The organism is Synechococcus sp. MIT S9452, from assembly GCF_047304245.1.
Classification (GTDB): Bacteria; Cyanobacteriota; Cyanobacteriia; order PCC-6307; family Cyanobiaceae; genus RCC307.
Genome location: NZ_CP138956.1, coordinates 744,226 through 760,857 on the forward strand (window position 1 = coordinate 744,226; position 16,632 = coordinate 760,857).

Below are 16,632 nucleotides of genomic sequence, written 5' to 3' on the forward strand. Positions count from 1 at the left end.
TGGGTCAGCAGCCTCTATCGCCCTGATCAGCCTGCAGCAGGTCAGCAAAGATTTTGGGATTAAGACCCTGCTCGATCAGGTCGATCTTGAGGTGGGTCCTCAAGATCGACTGGGGCTGATTGGCATCAACGGCTCAGGCAAATCCACCCTGCTGCGGGTGATGGCAGGGCTGGAACCCGTTGGCGACGGACGTATTCAAATCAATCCCCGCCACCGCGTGATTTACGTGGACCAGAACCCCAGCCTCGATCCTGAGCGCACGGTGCTGGAGCAGGTGTTCGCTGACTGCGGCGAAAAGATGCAGCTAGTTGAGCGCTACGAAGGCCTCATCCAAGAGCTGGAACAACGCCCAAATGATCCTGCGCTGCTGGGCGAGCTCAGCCAGGTCAGCAATCGCATGGATGAGGCCAAAGCCTGGGAACTTGAGCGCCAATGCCAAGAAGTGCTCAGCCGGCTGGGCATCCGTGATCACAGCCGCAAGGTGGGGGAGCTCTCTGGGGGCTACCGCAAACGCCTGGCCTTGGCCTCGGCCCTGGTGGCCGAGCCCGATGGGCTGCTGCTCGATGAGCCCACCAACCACCTTGATGCTCTGGCGACCGAATGGCTTCAGGGGTTTCTACAGCGCTTCAAAGGGGCCCTGGTCTTAATCACCCACGACCGCTATTTCCTGGAACGGGTCACCAACACGATCATCGAGTTGGACGGCGGTCAACTGCGCCGCTACCCAGGTAACTACGGCGCCTATCTGAAAAAGAAAGACGAGGAAGAGGTCGCTGATGCCGCCCGGCAACGGGCCTACCGCTCAGTGATGCGCCGCGAGATCGAATGGCTCAAACGCGGACCCAAAGCACGCAGCACTAAGCAAAAAGCCCGCATTCAACGCATCGAGCAGATGCAGGAGCAAAGCTTCAAGCCGGTCAAACAAAACGTGGCCATGGAAAGCGCCAGCCGGCGCCTTGGCAAAACGGTGATCGATGTGGAGCATCTGCAGCGCAAGCTCGGCGAGCGCTGTTTGATCAACGACTTCACCTATTCCTTCTCACCGGAAGATCGGGTTGGCTTCATCGGCCCCAACGGGATGGGGAAATCCACGCTGCTGGATCTGATCAGCGGCCGCCAACAACCCGATGCTGGTTCGGTGGTGCGCGGCGAAACGGTGGTAATCGGCCGCTTTGATCAGCACTCCGAAGACCTCAAGCCCGAGCTCAAGGTGATTGAGGTCATCCAAGACGTGGCCGAACGCATTGATCTTGGCCACGGCAACAGCCTCACCGCCTCGCAACTGCTGGAGCGCTTCCTGTTTCCGCCAGCCCAACAACACAGCCCTGTCGCCAAGCTTTCAGGCGGTGAACGCAGGCGGCTGCATCTCTGCCGGTTGTTGATGGCCGCGCCCAATGTGCTGCTGCTCGATGAGCCAACCAATGATCTTGATGTGCAAACCCTCGCCGTCTTGGAGGACTACATCGAAGATTTTCGTGGCTGCGTGGTGATCGTCTCCCACGACCGTTATTTCCTCGATCGCACGGTGGATCGCTTGTTCTGCTTCCAAAGCGGTGGCCTGCTGGAGCGCTTTGAGGGCAACTACAGCGAATGGCTGGAACAACAACCAGCCAAACAAGCCCCCGTGAGCAGCAAAACCAAGCCGGCCGCCGCCAAGCCGAAACGGGAGCAACCCAAGCGCCGCAGCTACAAGCAGCAGCATGAGCTCAATGATCTCGACAGCCAACTGCCGCGGTTGGAAGAGCAAAAAACGCAACTGGAGTCGCAACTGGCCGGAGCCGATTACGACCGGCTTGAGGCCCTCACCCAAGAGTTGGCTGAACTCTGCGAGCAGATCTCTCAGGCCGAAGATCGCTGGCTTGAACTCAGTGCGCTGCCTGAGTAGTGCTTGACCACCCCAGCAGCTGTGGCAAAGGTGTGATGGTCAGCGCTTGGGGCGATGCAAACCCTCGACTGGTGGTTGCTAGTGCATCCCGTCTTGGCGGTGGTGCTGATCTATCCGTTGCTCGGGATCGTGGTTCGCCTTGGCTGGCAAGCCCGCCAACGCCGTGTTCACCAAGCCAAGCTGCCCGCCATCACCGGTCGTGATCACAGCCAACTGGGGCAGTGGTTGGCTTCCGCCGTGGTGGTGCTGGTGTTGATTGCACTGGCGGTTGTGATCAGCAGCAAACAAACAGCAAATACCTCACGCCAGTTGCCATTGCTACTGGCGTGGCTCGGGACAGCCACCAGCTTGTTGGCTCTGTGGCGGGTTCAATCCGCCGGGCTCAGGCTGAGTTTTGGATTGATCACCTGGAGCGGCGTGTTGGCCTTGGGCGCCCAGCCCGAGGTGTTTCGCCTCAGTGACAACCCCTTGGAGGCAGCCTTCTGGCAATCCCACTACTGGGGGGGAGTGTTGGTGTGCGGGCTCATGCTGTTCAACTTGGCGGCCTGGCCGGAAATCCAGCGGTATCTGTCCTGGCGACGCCTGCACCTGGGCGCCAATGTGCTGGCAGCCGTTTTGTTCCTTAGCCAAGGGATCAGCGGTAGCCGCGATTTGCTGGAGATTCCGCTGAGCTGGCAACAACCGTTTTTGCAGCAGTGCAACTGGGCCGAACGGGTCTGTCCATCCCCGTCGCCGAACTAAGCCAGCACAGCGATGCAATCGATCTCCACCTTGGCCCCCTTGGGCAACGCCGCCACCTGAACGCACGCACGCGCCGGTTCAACGCCATGGCCGAAGGTCTCGGCGTAGATGGCATTGACCTTGGCGAAGTCGCCGAGGTCAACCAAGAAGACCGTGGTGCGCACCACCTGCTGGGGGCTGCATCCGGCAGCGGTGAGCACCGCTTTGAGGTTGCTCAACACCTGGCGGGTTTCCGCTTCCACATCGCCTCCGCCCACCATGGTTCCGCTGGCGGGATCCAAGGGGATCTGGCCTGAGCAAAACAACATGCCGCCGGCTTTAACCGCCTGGTTGTAAGGCCCCACCGGGGCTGGAGCGGCCTGCGTTTCAACAGCTTCGAGGGGAGCAGCGCTCATCGGGATGAACCATCTAGGCCCATCATCCCTGGCCACTCCATCGCTCAGAACAGATCTTTGCGGCTCCGGATTTCAGCCAACACCAAGGCCGGTTCCTTGCAACCACTGACCTGCTGCAGGGAGGCTTCGCGGCAGCGCAGAAAGGGATTGGTGGCGCGCTCAAGGGCCACTGACGATGGAACCGTGGCTTCTCCAGCTGCTCGCATGGCTTGCACCTGCTGAAACCGTGCTTGCAGCTCTGGATTGCCTGGCTCCTGGGTGATCGCAAAGCGCAAATTGGCTTCGGTGTACTCATGGGCGCACCAGATCCGGGTGGCTGGCGGCAAGCCGCTCAATTGATCTAGGGAGCGCAGCATCTGCTCGGCGGTGCCTTCAAACAGCCGCCCACACCCGCCAGCAAAGAGGGTGTCGCCGCAGAACAGCTCAGGGCCTTCGCCGCCATTGGCCGGAAAGAAAAAGGCGATGTGATCACGGGTGTGGCCGGGGACCTCCAACACCTGCAGCGGGCGGTTGAACAGCAGCCGTTGATCTCCCCCGCGCAGCCCATCGGTTTGAAAGGGGATGCGCGCACGGTCGGAGGCCGCGGCCCACACCTGAGCACCGGGCCAGCGGCTGAGCAGCTCTGGGGTGCCGCCAATGTGATCGCTGTGGTGATGGGTTTGCAGCACCACGCTGAGCTGAAGCTGTTGGGCCTCCAAGGCCGCAATCACCGGTTTGGCCACCGCTGGATCAACAACGGCTGCGGCGGCTGCGGCGCGATCCACCAGCACAAACACATAGTTGTCCCGCAGCACGGGTAGCCGCTGGATCTCCACGCAAACAAGGCTTCTCACACCAGTGTGAAGGCTGCTCGTTAAAGTCCAGCGCTGGAGCGGAAACAGCATGCTCACCGTCGCTCTGCCCAAAGGCGCCCTGCTGAAGGATTCGGTGGCCCGCTTTGCTGCAGCCGGCCTCGACTTCAGTGCCATCACCGCGGCCGATAACCGCCAGTTGATGCTGCCCAGCGCCTGCGGCCGCGCCCGGGCCCTACTGGTGCGCAATGGCGATGTGCCTGTGTACGTGGCCTATGGCCAAGCCCAGTTGGGGGTGGTGGGCTACGACGTGCTCAAGGAGCAACAACGCACGGTGGCCCAACTGCTCGACCTGGGCTTTGGCGGCTGCCGCATGGCCGTTGCCGTCAAGGAAAGCAGCCCCTACCGCCGCGCTAGCGACCTGCCGGCCCACTGCCGTGTGGCCAGCAAATTCACCAACTCAGCCCAGGAATTCTTCAACCAACTGGACCTGCCGGTGGAGCTAATTCACCTCACAGGCTCAGTGGAGTTGGGTCCGATCACGGGCATCTCCGAAGCGATCGTTGATTTGGTCGCCACCGGCCGCACCCTGCGGGACAACGGCCTCATTGCCATTGAAGATCTCTTCCACAGCACCGCGCGCTTGATTGGCAATCCCTTGGCCCTCCGCCTCGACACCGGCGAGCTCAACGAGCTGGTGCAGGCCATGGAGGGCCAAGGCGTTACCCCATGAGTGATCTCAAACGCCTGCGGCGTTTGCTGCCTTACCTGAGGCGCGATCGCCGCCGGCTCCTCACCGCCCTGCTGCTGCTGCTACCCCTCTCGGGCGCGCTTGCCGTGCAGCCGTTACTGGTGGGCCAGGTGATCGCCGTGCTGCGCGGCGAAAACGCCTGGGGCTGGCTGCAGGCCATGGAGCAAAGCGCAGCATTGCAAAGCCTGATTGGCCTCTTGCTGGCGGCCGTGCTGTTCCGTTTGGCCCTGCAGGGCAGCCAAAGCTTTTTGGTGCAAAGCATCGGCCAACGGCTCACAGCCCGCTTGCGGGTGGACCTGTTTCGCCACTCCCTGGATCTCTCGCTGCGCTTTCACGACCGCACCCCTGTCGGCAAGTTGCTTACCAGGCTGACCAGCGATGTTGATGCGTTGGCGGAAGTCTTTGGCAGTGGCGCGATCGGCGTACTTGGCGATGTAGTGACCCTGCTGGTGATCGCCACCTTGATGCTGACGGTGGAGTGGCGGTTGGCCTTGATGTTGCTGCTGTTGCAGCCGCCGCTGACCTGGTTGGTGATCACCCTGCAGCAGCGCTATCGCAAAGCCAATTACCGCGTGCGCGAAGAGCTCAGCCAACTCAACGCCGACCTGCAGGAGAACCTGCAGGGGTTAGAGGTGGTGCAGATGTTTCGCCGCGAACGCCTCAATAGCGAGCGCTTCGGCAGCACCAATGCGCTGTACCGCAAGGCCGTTAACGGCACGATCTTTTTCGATAGCTCCATCTCAGCGTTGCTGGAGTGGGTGTCGTTGGCAGCCGTGGCGCTGGTGCTTGCCGTGGGCGGCAGCTTGGTGTCAGCCGAAGCCATGGGCCTGGGGGTGCTCACCACTTTCATCCTGTATGCCCAGCGGCTGTTTGATCCCCTCAGGCAGCTAGCGGAGCGCTTCACGCAGTTCCAAGCCGGACTCACCGCAGTGGAACGCATTGGTGAACTGTTTGATGAACACCAGGAGATCGTGGACCGCGGCCGCTCCAGCAGCTTGCAAACACAGGGGGAGGTGATTTTTGAGGATGTGTGCTTTGCCTATCGGCCCGATGAGCCGATTCTGCAGAACCTGAATCTGCATATTCGAGCCGGCGAACATGTGGCCCTGGTGGGGCCCACCGGCTCAGGCAAGAGCACGGTGATCCGGCTGTTGTGCCGGCTCTATGAACCGCAGCAGGGACGCATCCTTCTCGATGGGGTGGACATCCGCGATCTGCCGATCCCCACCCTGCGCAAACGCTTGGGGGTCGTGCTGCAAGACACGTTCTTATTCAGCGGCAGCGTGGCCGACAACCTGACGCTGGACACCCAGCGCCCCAGGGCCGAACTGGAGCAGATCTGCGCTGACCTTGGCCTCAATCCCTTGCTGCAACGGCTGCCGCAAGGACTCGACACCCCATTGCGCGAACGCGGCGGCAACCTCAGCTCGGGAGAACGACAACTGCTGGCCGTGGCCCGTGTGGCCCTGCGCGATCCATCGGTGTTGGTGATGGATGAGGCCACCGCCTTTATGGACCCCAGCACCGAAGCGACCTTGCAACGGGATCTGGCGCGGGTGCTGCAACGGCGCACCGCAATCGTGATCGCTCACCGGCTAGCCACGGTGGAAGCCAGTGATCGCATTTTGGTGCTCAAGCGGGGCCGGCTCGTGGAGGAGGGAACCCACCAGGAACTGCGCCGCCAAGGGGGCCTCTATGCCCAGCTGGCGGAGCTTCAAGAGCGGGGACTGGCCAGCCTCTGAAGCCAGGGAATCAGCACCTCAGCCAAGGCAACCGGTTGATCACGCATGGGCAAATGGCCCGCGCCTGGAATCACCTCGATCTGATGATCCGGGGCATAGCCAGCCAAGTGCCGCACATAGAGCGGCTGCATGACCTGATCGTTGTCGCCACCAACCCAGAGGCTTGGCATGGCCAGTTGCGACACCAACTTGGGCAAGCCCGCCACCGCACGGCGCTGGGTGCTGTTGAGCAGTAGGCCGCGGGCAGCGCGGCGATCGCCTTGGAACCACGACAGGGCGCAGCCCACCTGGCGCAACCGCGTAAATGGCCGGCGCTGGTAAACCCCACCGCCACAACCCAGCAACACGATCCCTTGGAGTTGATCCCCTAGCAAGGCAGCGGCATGGAGCACAACGCTGCCGCCGAGCGAATGGCCGAGCAGCACCAGCGGGCCACCGGCAGCGCGCGCCTTCGCTTCTTGCGCCAACCAGCGGCCGTAGGCCGGCAGGGTTGGACTGAGGCCTGGGGGGCGTTGAGCAGAGCCAAAGCCCGGCAGATCAGGCGCCCAGCAGGACCACTGCGGCTCAAGCTGCTGCTGCAAGGGCTGCCAAATGCGCCCACGCAACAGCCATCCATGGGCCATCACCAGTTGGGCGTGCGGTTCTCGTAAGTTGGTGCTCTCACTCATCCGGTGCTGGCCGGCAGCCCAGGTCCCATGGCCTCCTCACTGGCAGCCAATCCAGCCTGGCAGGCGGAGCCGCTGCTCGATCAGCTCTACGGCAAAGATTGGCGCGAACTGACCACCTGCAATCCCAATTTGCGGCTGGTCACCAGCTTTGAGCGCGAAGTCGACCTGGTGGAACTCGAGCAGCTCTGTGATGCCGTGGGCTGGAGCCGCCGTCCCCTGAGGCGGGTGCGCAAAGCCCTCAACAACTCACTGCTGGTGGTTGGCCTCTGGCGCCACGACCCTCGGGTGCCCAAGTTGATCGGCTTTGCTCGCTGCACCGGTGATGGCGTGCTCGACGCCACGATTTGGGATCTAGCGATTCACCCCCTCTACCAAGGCGCTGGTTTGGGCAAAGGCCTGATGCAGGTGCTGCTGGAGCGCTTGCGGGCGATGGAGGTGGAAAAGGTCACCCTGTTTGCCGATGCCAACGTGGTGAGCTTCTACAAAGCCCAGGGCTGGGACCTGGAGCCCCGAGGGGAGCGCTGCGTGTTCTGGTACGCCCGCTAATCAATAAAGGCCTGCCAACTGGTCGATCGGAACCCCCTTCCGCCAAGCCCGGCGCAATTGCGCATTGCGCCAGCTGCTGCGCCACACCCCCAGCCGTTGCCAGCGGCGCGCGCTGACCTGCACAGCGGCAGGGGCCTGCACAACATCGCCATGGCGATGCAAGCGCTGCACCAACTCCAGGTCTTCCATCAGGGGAATCGGTTGGTAGCCGCCCGATCGCTGGTAGACATCAGCTGCCAACGCCAACCCTTGATCGCCATAGGGCAAGCCACGGCAACGGCAGCGCCAATCCACCAGCTGCTCCAAGAGGCGAAGCTTCCAACCGCGTCCATTCACCCGGAGGCGAAAGGCCGCAGCAGCCACGGCTGGATCACGCAACACCCGCGCCAAAGCCAACGGCCATTGACTCGGCAACCGGGCATCAGCATGCAAAAACAACAGCCAAGGGCGCGTGGCCTGGGCGGCACCAAGACGCAATTGCACGCCCCGACTCGCCTCTGAACGCAGCCAATGGGCGCCCATCGAGCGGGCGATCTGACCGCTGCCATCGCGGCTGCCGCCATCCACCACCCACACCTCTTCTTGACCCTGCAATTGCGCTAACAGTGATGGCAGCTGCTGGGCCTCCTGGAGCACCGGGATCACCACACTCCACTGGGAGCGATCGCCGGGATCAGGCCGCACCATGCCAAGGCGCCATGTCATCGATCCAATCGAGATCGCTCTGGTAGCGGAGCAACTGGGGGCTCCATTGCAGTGCAGCTGCCTGCTGCAGGGTTTGCTGCAACACATCACTGCCGCCCCAGCCAATGCCACTGAACAAACGGCCGCGCTGCTGACGGTGCCCTGCCGCTGTTAAGCCCACTAACCAATACCCACCATCACAGGCCGGTCCCAAAACCAATGGCGCGTGGTGCAAAGCGCTGAACGCTTGCTGGATGTGTTGCACGCTCAAGCCGGGCAGATCCGAACCCACCAGCACCGCCGCCGTGGCGCCGGCACGCACCGCGCGTCCCAGCTGACGCTGCATGCGCAGCCCCAAACCACCAGATCCCTGGTGATGCCCTAAGCAAAGGCTCACCACAGCGCCGGCTTGAGCCTGTTGCCACTGCCGGGCAACGGCCACGGTGTGGGCCAGCAAACGCTGCTGAACGCGCGCTGCTGATTGATCGCCAATGGATGCGGCCAAACGGCGTTTGCAGCGGCCTGGACTGGGCTGACGCGCCAAAACAATCAGCGCAAGGCTCAATTGCGCTTCGGGGATTGGGGCAGCTCAGCGGGATTCACCTCCAGGGTCTGAGATGCACCATCACGCTCAATCGTCACCGCCAAGGGCTGGCCCACCTTGGCGGCCTCCACCGCCAGCTGAACCTCCGAAGGCGTCTTCACGGGTTTCTCTCCGATGGCTGTGATCAGATCACAGGTTTTCAAGCCAGCGGCAGCCGCTGGCGTGCCCGCCACCACATCAACGATCAAGGCCGCCTTGCGCTCCGGCAACTGACATGGATTCCCGGTGGCATTGACCTCCCGGGCCAACTGCGGCGTTAGAGCCTGCAACCGGACCCCCAGATAGGGATGGCTGGCGCGGCCCCGCTGCAGGATCTGCTGGGCGACCTGCTTGGCCTTGTTAATCGGAATTGCAAAACTCAGGCCTGCCCCTGGGGCTTGGCGAATGGCGGTGTTAATGCCAATCACCATGCCGCGATCGTTGATCAGCGGGCCGCCGCTGTTGCCAGGGTTCACAGCGGCATCGGTCTGGATGTAGGCCACCCGTTGCCCGCCGCCAAGGGCATTGTGGCGCGCAATGGCACTAACGATCCCCATCGTCACAGTGTTGTCGAGCCCGAGGGGGTTGCCGATGGCAATGGCCCACTGACCCGGCCTGACATCGGCTGAATTGGCCAGCGGGGCCACAGGCAGCCCTTGGGCTGCCACCTTGACCACGGCCACATCGGTCAAGGTGTCAGCGCCGAGAACCTTGCCGGGGAAGCTGCGTCCATCGGGCAAGGTCACCGTGACGGTGCCGGCTCCTTCCACCACATGGGCATTGGTGAGCAACACACCATCGGAGCGGGTGATGAACCCAGAGCCCTGGCCCTGTTGCTGCTGCACCGGAGGGCCACCACTGAAGATGCCCATGGGGTTCACCACCTGGCGGCGCGTATCGATGCGCACCACTGCTGGACCCACCTTGGCCACGGCATCGGCCACAAAGCTGCTGCCCGGCTTCAACGGCGCCGCCGCCGGCGCATCACTGATGACAGGAACTTGACCATCCCCCTGCTGCTGCACGCCGCCCTGGCAGCCCATCAAAACCAGCACGCCAGCCAGGCCGGTCAGGGAGCTCGCAGAGACAAAAAAGGATCGGAACAAGGCTCTGAAAGGGGGCAGCGATATGACACTTCAGATCAGTATCGCGTTAGTCAGTTAGTCGCCGCCGCACCCCCTATATTCTCGGTCTCCCTGGCGGGTCGATCGGTTCTTCACGTGGCGGCCTCCCCAGTTCCCATCAGCAATCTCTGGGATCAGGTCCGCGCTGAGCTGCAGTCGAATCTCAGCAAGCCAACCTTTGAAACTTGGATCCGTCCAGCCGTTTGCGTGAGCGCTGAAAAGCGCCGCCTCGTGCTGGAAGCTCCCAACCCATTTGCCGCCGGTTGGCTGCGGCGCAACTACCTGGGTTTGATCGCTGAAGTGGCTAGCGCCATCAGTGGCGGGCCGGTGGAAGTGCAAATCCAAGCCGGTGATGAAGCCAGCAGTGAACCGGTTGGCAGCGTTGAGGCCACTCCGGCTCCAGCCCCAACACCGCTGCCGGTCAGTCAGCCGGCAACACCTAAGACACGCCAGAAATCCAACCTCAATCCCCGTTACACCTTCCAACGTTTTGTTGTGGGTCCCAACAGCCGCATGGCCCATGCGGCGGCATTGGCGGTTGCCGAATCACCAGGCCGTGAATTCAACCCCCTGTTCCTCTGTGGAGGCGTTGGGCTTGGCAAGACTCACCTGATGCAGGCGATCGGCCACTATCGCCTCGAAATTGATCCTGATTCGCGTGTGTTCTACGTCTCAACAGAGACGTTTACCAATGACTTAATCCTGGCGATTCGCAAAGACGGCATGCAAGCCTTCCGCGATCGCTATCGGGCCGCGGATTTGATCATGGTCGATGACATTCAGTTCATCGAAGGCAAGGAATACACCCAAGAGGAGTTCTTCCACACCTTCAACGCCTTGCATGAAGCGGGCCGCCAGATTGTGATCGCCAGCGACCGGCCCCCCAGCCAAATTCAGCGCCTGCAAGAACGCTTGATCTCGCGTTTCTCGATGGGGCTGATCGCCGACATTCAGGCGCCCGATCTAGAAACCCGCATGGCGATCCTGCACAAAAAAGCTGAGCAGGAACAGATGCGCCTACCCCGCGATCTGATCCAGTACATCGCCGGGCGCTTCACCTCCAACATTCGCGAATTGGAAGGGGCCCTCACCCGAGCGGTGGCCTTTGCCTCGATCACAGGCCTGCCGATGACCGTTGATGCCGTGGCGCCGCTTTTGGGCACTGGCATGCCAGAGGGCGACATCAACCCGAAGGTTGTGCTGGAGAAGGTGGCCGAGGTGTTTGGCATTAGCACCGAAGACATGTGCAGCAGCAGCCGCAAACGCGCTGTGAGCCAGGCTCGCCAAGTGGGCATGCACTTGATGCGTCAGTGCACTGACCTGAGTCTGCCCAAGATTGGCGATCACTTTGGCGGCAAAGACCACACCACCGTCATGTATGCGGTGCAGCAGGTGGAAAAGAAACTGGCAACCGACCCAGGGCTTGCCTCCCAGGTGCAACAGGTCAAAGACCTGCTGCAAATCAATTCAAGACGCCGATAGGAGGCTGTCGATCTGAGCGCCCAGCTGATGATCGGCCTCAGTGATCTCCTCACCGGACTCCGGCGCGATGGTCAGATTGACGTAGGTGCGGCCGAAGCTGATATCTGGGTAGCGGGAGTGTTGCTCCGAAAGGCTGTTGAGTTTCTCAAGGAATTCGCGGGTCTGCTCGTAATCCGCAAACTCAATGCGGCGCTCTAAACGCTCTGGGCGCTTGCGCAATGTCCAGGGTTGGTCCATTGCTGGAACCTACCCCAGGGCGTTGGTGCGAGCGACGACGAGCCGGCTCGCCCAGGCATTGGCGTAGGCCGCATTGGCCTCTTGCTCAGCTTGGTCCGTGCTGTCGAGGGGGTGGGGGAACGTGCCTTTGATGGCGGCGTTGGTGACGCAGAACATTGATTTTTGAAAGCTCTGGCAGATCTTCACGCGCACATCGCCTTCGCCCCTGGTGCAGTTCTGATACCAATTGTGCAGCCGTTCCGGCAGATGCCGGTACATGTCTTGCATGCACAGGCTGGGGGGGATGCCCGCGCCCATGCTGGGGAGGGGATCGGCGTAGAGGGCGCCGTACTTAAAGCTCGCTTGATCCGCTGAAATCTGCTTGGCCTGGGCGTTGAACGACACGGTCCCAAGGAACGGGGTGCCGCGCAGGAACACAGCCTCCACATAGGGAACAGCGACATCCACCAAGAAGGTGAGCCCCGCCTCAGGCGGCAGCACCCAGAAGTCTTGCCCGCCGATGCGGACCTTGTAGGTGATCGGGTTGCCAGCAGCGGCTACCAGGCGATCACGGATGAAATCCACCACGCCAGCGATGGAGCTCACCTCACCTTTGGCTTCGGCATCAGCGAGGTCAATGAACAAATCGCTCATGATCCGCCAAAACTGCCCCAGGGCATGGGTGGTAGCAGCGGTGCGAATCAGTTCAGGCAGGAACTGGGGGAAGAGGGGATGCAGCAGTCCTTGCAGAGGATCACGCCGGCGCTTGCAGGCAATGATCGCCTCGCAATTGCTGGCGAATTCAGGCGAGTCGAGATATTCGTCCAAGCCGCCGGTGCCATGCCAGAGCATGGCCTTCATGCAGTACTCGGCGTATTCAAAGTTGATGCGGTCGTGCCAGAAATGGCGCCACAACTTGGCCGGCGAGACATCACCGTCGAGGTATTTGAGAACCGGGAAGGGATTGAGGAACTGCTCTTCGGCTTGGTAGATGAGATTGATGCTGTAGGCATCGAGCACCTCGCCATAGCTTTTGAGCACGTCCACCACCTGGATCACGTGATCCGGGGTGTCATCGAGCAGGGTTTGGCCGGCGAGCAGGGTCTGAGCCAACTCCTCCTGGGTGGGATGGGGCCCGGCGTGGACCTGCTCGGCTGGAATGACTGGCATTAGCCCATACCTCCTGGCAGTTGCGCCATCAGCTGGGTGGCGGAATCACTGATGCGCGAGAGGGCCGAGGGGATCAAACCAATGCCCACCACCGAGAGGGCCAAAGCCACAGCTGGGATGGTTTCGCGCGGAGCCACAGCAGCCAATTGCACATCCAAACGGCCGTGGGCCACAGGATCCTCCACCGGAGTGACCGCCAACCGGCCAAAGAAGGCGCGGTTGACCAATAGCAAGAAGTAAACCGCCGTCAGGCCAGAGCCCACCATGCTGAGCAAGGTGGCCAACGGGAAGGTTTGGATGCTGCCTTGAAACACCAGGAATTCGGAGATGAATCCAGCCATGCCAGGCAGACCGGCACTGGCCATCACCCCAAGGATCATCAAGGTGCCGGTGAGGGGTAAACCGCGCTCAGGGTTTAATAACCCGCGAATCACGCTGAGATCGCGCGTGCCGGTTTTGCGATAAACGGTGCCCACCAAAAGAAACAGCAGGGCTGAAATGACGCCGTGGCTGACCATCTGGAACACAGCCCCCAACAGGGCGGTGGGAGTGGCCGCAGCAGCGGCCAGCAACACATAGCCCATGTGACCCACCGAGCTAAACGCCACCATGCGCTTCATGTCGCTCTGGGCGATAGCTGCCAGCGATCCATACAGCACCGAAATCGCCGCCCAAATCGCCAGCCAGGGGGCCACCAAAGGCCAAACCTCTGGGAACAGGCCAAGGCCAAAGCGAAGCAAGCCGTAGGTGCCGAGCTTGAGCAGCACACCGGCCAACATCACCGACACCGGCGTGGAGGCCTGGGTGTGGGCATCCGGCAGCCAGACGTGGAATGGCACCAGCGGAATCTTGATGCCAAAGCCAATCAGCAGCGTGACCAGCAGCACCAGCTGCGTGGCCACCGGCAAGTTTTCGGTGAGCGCTGGGGTGATGTTGAAGTTGACGCTGCCGCTCACCAGGGCCAAGCCAAAGAAGGCCGCCAGGATCAAAAAGCCTGAAACCGCGGTGAAGATCAAAAACTTGGTGGAGGCATAGCCCCGGTTGGCCCCGCCCCACACCGCGATCAGCAGCCAAAGGGGGATCAGCTCCAGCTCGTAGAAGATCACGAACAGCAGCAGGTTGTCGGCCAAAAAGGCCCCGTTCACCGCGCCGCTAATCAGCAGCAGCATCGAGAAGTAGATGCGCGGACGCTGGTCAAAATCACGGGTGCAAACCGCCGAGACCAAGGTCAGCGCGGCATTGATCAAGATCAGCGGCAGCGACAGACCATCCACCGCCAGGCGGTAATCCAAACCAATGCGGCTGACCCAAGGGGTGAACTCCACCAGCTGGGGCGTTCCCACCGAAGGATCAAATGGAATCAACAGCGCCACCGACAGCAGCAGCTGCAGCGACAAGAACACAATGGCCACGCTGCGCATGCGCACCGGAGCCACGCTGGAGGGAAGCAGCAGCAGAGCCAGGCCCCCGAGGAAGGGGATCAACAACAGAGCTGTGAGCATCAGGCAGCCCTCCACCAAACCAGCGCTGACAGCAGCAGCACGATGGCCAGCAGCACCGTCAGCACATAGGACTGGGTCTGCCCACTGACGGCCAGACGCAGCCCTTCAGCCGACACCATGGAACTACTGCCGATTCGGTTCACAAAGCGGTTGAGCAACAAGCGATCAAAGGCATCGGTGATGCGGGCCAAAAAGGCCACAAAGGCCACCACGGTGGAGCGATAAAAACGCTCGGTGTAGAAGTCGTAAGCCAGCAAATCCTGGAGGGTGCGCAGGGGCTTGAAAACCGAGCGGGAGCCGAATTTATCCAGTGAAATCGCCGCAGCCGATGCCACCCCAACCAGGCTGCTCAGCACAACGGCCACCATGCTGACCATGCTGACCACTTCCACCCCGGCGATGGGGTAGATGCGGTGGAAGATCAGCGGCACCAGCAACACCACCACTGCCAAGCTCACCATCGGCAGGGCCATCAACCAATTCACCTCAGGTGTGCGCTTGGTTTTGGGATGGGGCTTATCGAGGAATACCTGGCGGAACACACGCACCAGGTTGAAGGCCGTCAGGGCGTTGGTGAGCAGAACAACGGGCACAAGCCAGGGGTAATTGGGCCAAAGACCATCCACCAACAAACCAAAACACCAGAAGCAGCCCAGAGGCAGCACCCCGGTGAGGCCAGCTCCCGCGATCAAGTAACTGCCTGTGGTGGCTGGCATACGAGGACCCAAGCCACCGAGCTCGGTGATGTCTTGGCAATTGGTGGTGGCAATCACGCTGCCCACACTCATGAAGATCAAGGCCTTGGCCAAGCCGTGGGCAAAGAGCAGCAGCACCGCCACGATCGGTTGCTGCACAGCGATGGCCACGAACACCAGCCCCAGATAGGAGGTGGTGCCGTAGGAAAACGCCCGCTTGATATCAACTTGAGCAATCGCCACCAGCGCGCCACCAATGGAGCTGATGGTGCCCACGATCAGCAACACATCGATGGCCACCGGGGAGAGCTGCAGCAGCGGCATCACCTTGAGCAGCACCAAAGCACCACAGGTGACCACCGCTGAATTGCGCAAAATCGACGCAGGATTGGGGCCCTCCATGGCCTCATCCAGCCAGAGGTGCATGGGGAACTGGGCGCATTTGCCCATGGGGCCGGCAATCAAACCCAAGCCAATCAAGGTGCCAAGCAACGGACTCACCGAGCCATCGGCTTTCACCTGAGCGGCCCAGACATAGAGGTCTTCAAAATCCAGGGACCCAGCCCAAGCGGCCAAGGCCACAACACTCATCAGCAGCAGCACATCGCCCACCCGCTTGGTGAGGAAGGCATCACGGGCAGCGGTGACCACTAAAGGCTGGGCGTACCAGAACCCCACCAGCAAATAGGTGGAGAGGGTGAGCATCTCAAGCACGAAGTAGCTCAAGAACAAGTTGCTGCTCAGCACCACGCCTGCCATGGCCCCTTCAAAGAAGCCCAGCAGCGCATAGAAGCGGGCTAACGACCACTCCTTATCGAGATAGCCGAGGGCAAACACCTGCCCCAGCAGGCTCATGATCGTGACGAACTCCAGGGCCGCCAGGTTGGTCAGGCTCAGGTCAAAGCCAATGCGCAGGTCAAGCCCAGAGGTTTCAAACCAGGGCCACTCGATCACCACCCCACCGTTCTGCTGAACCCAAGCCAGGATCAGGCTGCCGTGGGCCACACCCAGCACGGTCATCAACAGGTTTAAGTAGGCCGCAGGGCGCGGGCCATTGCGCTTCACCCAGCCGGTTGCCCAGGGCAGCGACAGGAGCACTCCACTGAATCCGTACAACGGAATCAGCCAAGAGAGCTGGATGGACAGTGGGAGATGGGCGTTCAAGCGGCGCGGGCTGGGGGTCGCAAGTCAGGAGAATTTATCGAGTTGACGCCGGGAACGTTTAGCTCCCGCAACCATTGGGCAAGACCTTGGGCGTGTGCCGTTTCCTCGGAGAGCAGTTCAGAGAAGAAGGCGGCCTGCTCAGCGTCACCAACCAACTGGCAGAAGCGATGAGCTTCGGCGTAATGGCGCACCAGTTGATCTTCGAGGAGGGTGTTTACCTCCAGCAGGCCCCGCAGATCGGTAGCTGTTGCTACCGGCTGCAGCTGGGAGGCCGCCGGGGCCAAACCCAGGCTCACCATCCGTTGAATGATGCGCTCGCTGTGGCGCATCTCTTCCACCGTTTCTTGGCGAAAACGATCAGCGGTCAGCGGATCCCCCCAGGCCTCCAGCAAAGCGGCATGGGTCAGATACTGCTGAACGGCTGTGAGTTCCAGGCTTAACGCCTGACCCAAAGCCGCCAGAACACGGTGGTGGAGCTGGCGCGCCATCGTGA

At 61.6% G+C, this 16,632-nt stretch carries 17 protein-coding genes; 6 read left to right on the forward strand and 11 right to left on the reverse strand.

Features of this window, described 5'->3' with window-relative positions; all coding sequences use genetic code 11:
* The first annotated feature begins 16 nt into the window (after nt 1-16).
* The gene (locus tag SIB46_RS04070) at nt 17-1,885 is read left to right on the forward strand and encodes an ABC-F family ATP-binding cassette domain-containing protein (RefSeq protein WP_413297697.1); all 1,869 of its coding nucleotides are present in this window, start codon (nt 17-19) and stop codon (nt 1,883-1,885) included.
* 54 nt (nt 1,886-1,939) lie between these two features.
* On the forward strand, nt 1,940-2,626 hold the full coding sequence (locus SIB46_RS04075) for a DUF4079 domain-containing protein (protein WP_413297271.1): 687 nt from the start codon (nt 1,940-1,942) through the stop codon (nt 2,624-2,626).
* Here the strand turns inward: SIB46_RS04075 and SIB46_RS04080 are convergent.
* Both SIB46_RS04080 and gloB read right to left on the reverse strand, forming a co-directional pair.
* Nucleotides 2,623-3,021 carry a RidA family protein gene (locus SIB46_RS04080; RefSeq protein ID WP_413297272.1) on the reverse strand — a complete coding sequence of 133 codons (399 nt, stop codon included), beginning with the start codon at nt 3,019-3,021 and terminating at the stop codon, nt 2,623-2,625. The two genes, SIB46_RS04075 and SIB46_RS04080, sit on opposite strands and share 4 nt — an antisense overlap.
* Before the next feature lie 44 nt (nt 3,022-3,065).
* On the reverse strand, nt 3,066-3,836 hold the full coding sequence (gene gloB, locus SIB46_RS04085; protein ID WP_413297273.1) for a hydroxyacylglutathione hydrolase: 771 nt from the start codon (nt 3,834-3,836) through the stop codon (nt 3,066-3,068).
* 67 nt (nt 3,837-3,903) lie between these two features.
* Here gloB and hisG point away from each other — a divergent pair, with 67 nt between their 5' ends.
* On the forward strand, nt 3,904-4,545 hold the full coding sequence (gene hisG / locus SIB46_RS04090; RefSeq protein ID WP_186550060.1) for an ATP phosphoribosyltransferase: 642 nt from the start codon (nt 3,904-3,906) through the stop codon (nt 4,543-4,545).
* Nucleotides 4,542-6,305 (forward strand): ABC transporter ATP-binding protein, encoded by a 1,764-nt coding sequence (locus SIB46_RS04095; protein WP_413297274.1) that lies wholly within the window; start codon nt 4,542-4,544, stop codon nt 6,303-6,305. The genes hisG and SIB46_RS04095 overlap by 4 nt, the downstream gene beginning before the upstream one ends.
* Here SIB46_RS04095 and SIB46_RS04100 read toward each other — a convergent pair.
* Nucleotides 6,278-6,973 (reverse strand): alpha/beta fold hydrolase, encoded by a 696-nt coding sequence (locus SIB46_RS04100; protein WP_413297275.1) that lies wholly within the window; start codon nt 6,971-6,973, stop codon nt 6,278-6,280. The two genes, SIB46_RS04095 and SIB46_RS04100, sit on opposite strands and share 28 nt — an antisense overlap.
* Nucleotides 6,974-7,000: 27 nt before the next feature.
* On the opposite strand from SIB46_RS04100, the gene SIB46_RS04105 reads away from it, so the two are divergent.
* Nucleotides 7,001-7,519 carry a GNAT family N-acetyltransferase gene (locus SIB46_RS04105; protein ID WP_413297276.1) on the forward strand — a complete coding sequence of 173 codons (519 nt, stop codon included), beginning with the start codon at nt 7,001-7,003 and terminating at the stop codon, nt 7,517-7,519.
* Here SIB46_RS04105 and SIB46_RS04110 read toward each other — a convergent pair whose 3' ends face one another.
* The 3 genes from SIB46_RS04110 to SIB46_RS04120 are packed head-to-tail and all read right to left on the reverse strand — an operon-like array spanning nt 7,520 to nt 9,829.
* Nucleotides 7,520-8,224, reverse strand: a complete 705-nt coding sequence (locus SIB46_RS04110; protein WP_413297277.1) for a TIGR04283 family arsenosugar biosynthesis glycosyltransferase — start codon at nt 8,222-8,224, stop codon at nt 7,520-7,522. It lies immediately after the preceding gene.
* Complete coding sequence (locus SIB46_RS04115; RefSeq protein ID WP_413297278.1) at nt 8,193-8,768, reverse strand: TIGR04282 family arsenosugar biosynthesis glycosyltransferase; 576 nt, start codon at nt 8,766-8,768, stop codon at nt 8,193-8,195. The genes SIB46_RS04110 and SIB46_RS04115 overlap by 32 nt, the downstream gene beginning before the upstream one ends.
* Nucleotides 8,765-9,829 carry a trypsin-like peptidase domain-containing protein gene (locus tag SIB46_RS04120; RefSeq protein ID WP_413297698.1) on the reverse strand — a complete coding sequence of 355 codons (1,065 nt, stop codon included), beginning with the start codon at nt 9,827-9,829 and terminating at the stop codon, nt 8,765-8,767. The genes SIB46_RS04115 and SIB46_RS04120 overlap by 4 nt, the downstream gene beginning before the upstream one ends.
* Before the next feature lie 177 nt (nt 9,830-10,006).
* Here SIB46_RS04120 and dnaA point away from each other — a divergent pair, with 177 nt between their 5' ends.
* Entirely contained in the window at nt 10,007-11,392 is a 1,386-nt protein-coding gene (dnaA, locus tag SIB46_RS04125) for a chromosomal replication initiator protein DnaA (RefSeq protein WP_413297279.1), read from the forward strand.
* Here the strand turns inward: dnaA and SIB46_RS04130 are convergent.
* From SIB46_RS04130 to SIB46_RS04150, 5 genes are read right to left on the reverse strand one after another with little or no spacing between them, the layout of a single operon-like run.
* Nucleotides 11,378-11,629 carry a 4a-hydroxytetrahydrobiopterin dehydratase gene (locus tag SIB46_RS04130; protein WP_413297280.1) on the reverse strand — a complete coding sequence of 84 codons (252 nt, stop codon included), beginning with the start codon at nt 11,627-11,629 and terminating at the stop codon, nt 11,378-11,380. The genes dnaA and SIB46_RS04130 overlap by 15 nt on opposite strands.
* A gap of 9 nt (nt 11,630-11,638) precedes the next feature.
* On the reverse strand, nt 11,639-12,778 hold the full coding sequence (locus SIB46_RS04135; protein ID WP_413297281.1) for a CO2 hydration protein: 1,140 nt from the start codon (nt 12,776-12,778) through the stop codon (nt 11,639-11,641).
* On the reverse strand, nt 12,778-14,283 hold the full coding sequence (locus SIB46_RS04140; protein ID WP_413297699.1) for an NADH-quinone oxidoreductase subunit M: 1,506 nt from the start codon (nt 14,281-14,283) through the stop codon (nt 12,778-12,780). The genes SIB46_RS04135 and SIB46_RS04140 overlap by 1 nt, the downstream gene beginning before the upstream one ends.
* Nucleotides 14,280-16,139 carry an NAD(P)H-quinone oxidoreductase subunit F gene (locus tag SIB46_RS04145; protein ID WP_413297282.1) on the reverse strand — a complete coding sequence of 620 codons (1,860 nt, stop codon included), beginning with the start codon at nt 16,137-16,139 and terminating at the stop codon, nt 14,280-14,282. Before SIB46_RS04145 ends, SIB46_RS04140 begins: the two co-directional genes overlap by 4 nt.
* A complete protein-coding gene (locus SIB46_RS04150) occupies nt 16,136-16,627 on the reverse strand; it encodes a ferritin-like domain-containing protein (RefSeq protein ID WP_413297283.1) in 492 nt (163 codons plus the stop codon). Before SIB46_RS04150 ends, SIB46_RS04145 begins: the two co-directional genes overlap by 4 nt.
* Nucleotides 16,628-16,632 lie beyond the last annotated feature (5 nt).

Bases quoted from the DNA above. Each gene is read 5' to 3' on its own strand.
- SIB46_RS04075 (WP_413297271.1), top strand. From the start codon at position 1,940: ATGCAAACCCTCGACTGGTGGTTGCTAGTGCATCCCGTCTTGGCGGTG.
- SIB46_RS04080 (WP_413297272.1), bottom strand. From the start codon at position 3,021: ATGAGCGCTGCTCCCCTCGAAGCTGTTGAAACGCAGGCCGCTCCAGCC.
- hisG (WP_186550060.1), top strand. From the start codon at position 3,904: ATGCTCACCGTCGCTCTGCCCAAAGGCGCCCTGCTGAAGGATTCGGTG.
- SIB46_RS04095 (WP_413297274.1), top strand. From the start codon at position 4,542: ATGAGTGATCTCAAACGCCTGCGGCGTTTGCTGCCTTACCTGAGGCGC.
- SIB46_RS04100 (WP_413297275.1), bottom strand. From the start codon at position 6,973: ATGAGTGAGAGCACCAACTTACGAGAACCGCACGCCCAACTGGTGATG.
- SIB46_RS04105 (WP_413297276.1), top strand. From the start codon at position 7,001: ATGGCCTCCTCACTGGCAGCCAATCCAGCCTGGCAGGCGGAGCCGCTG.
- SIB46_RS04110 (WP_413297277.1), bottom strand. From the start codon at position 8,224: ATGACATGGCGCCTTGGCATGGTGCGGCCTGATCCCGGCGATCGCTCC.
- SIB46_RS04120 (WP_413297698.1), bottom strand. From the start codon at position 9,829: ATGGGCTGCCAGGGCGGCGTGCAGCAGCAGGGGGATGGTCAAGTTCCT.
- SIB46_RS04130 (WP_413297280.1), bottom strand. From the start codon at position 11,629: ATGGACCAACCCTGGACATTGCGCAAGCGCCCAGAGCGTTTAGAGCGC.
- SIB46_RS04135 (WP_413297281.1), bottom strand. From the start codon at position 12,778: ATGCCAGTCATTCCAGCCGAGCAGGTCCACGCCGGGCCCCATCCCACC.
- SIB46_RS04150 (WP_413297283.1), bottom strand. From the start codon at position 16,627: ATGGCGCGCCAGCTCCACCACCGTGTTCTGGCGGCTTTGGGTCAGGCG.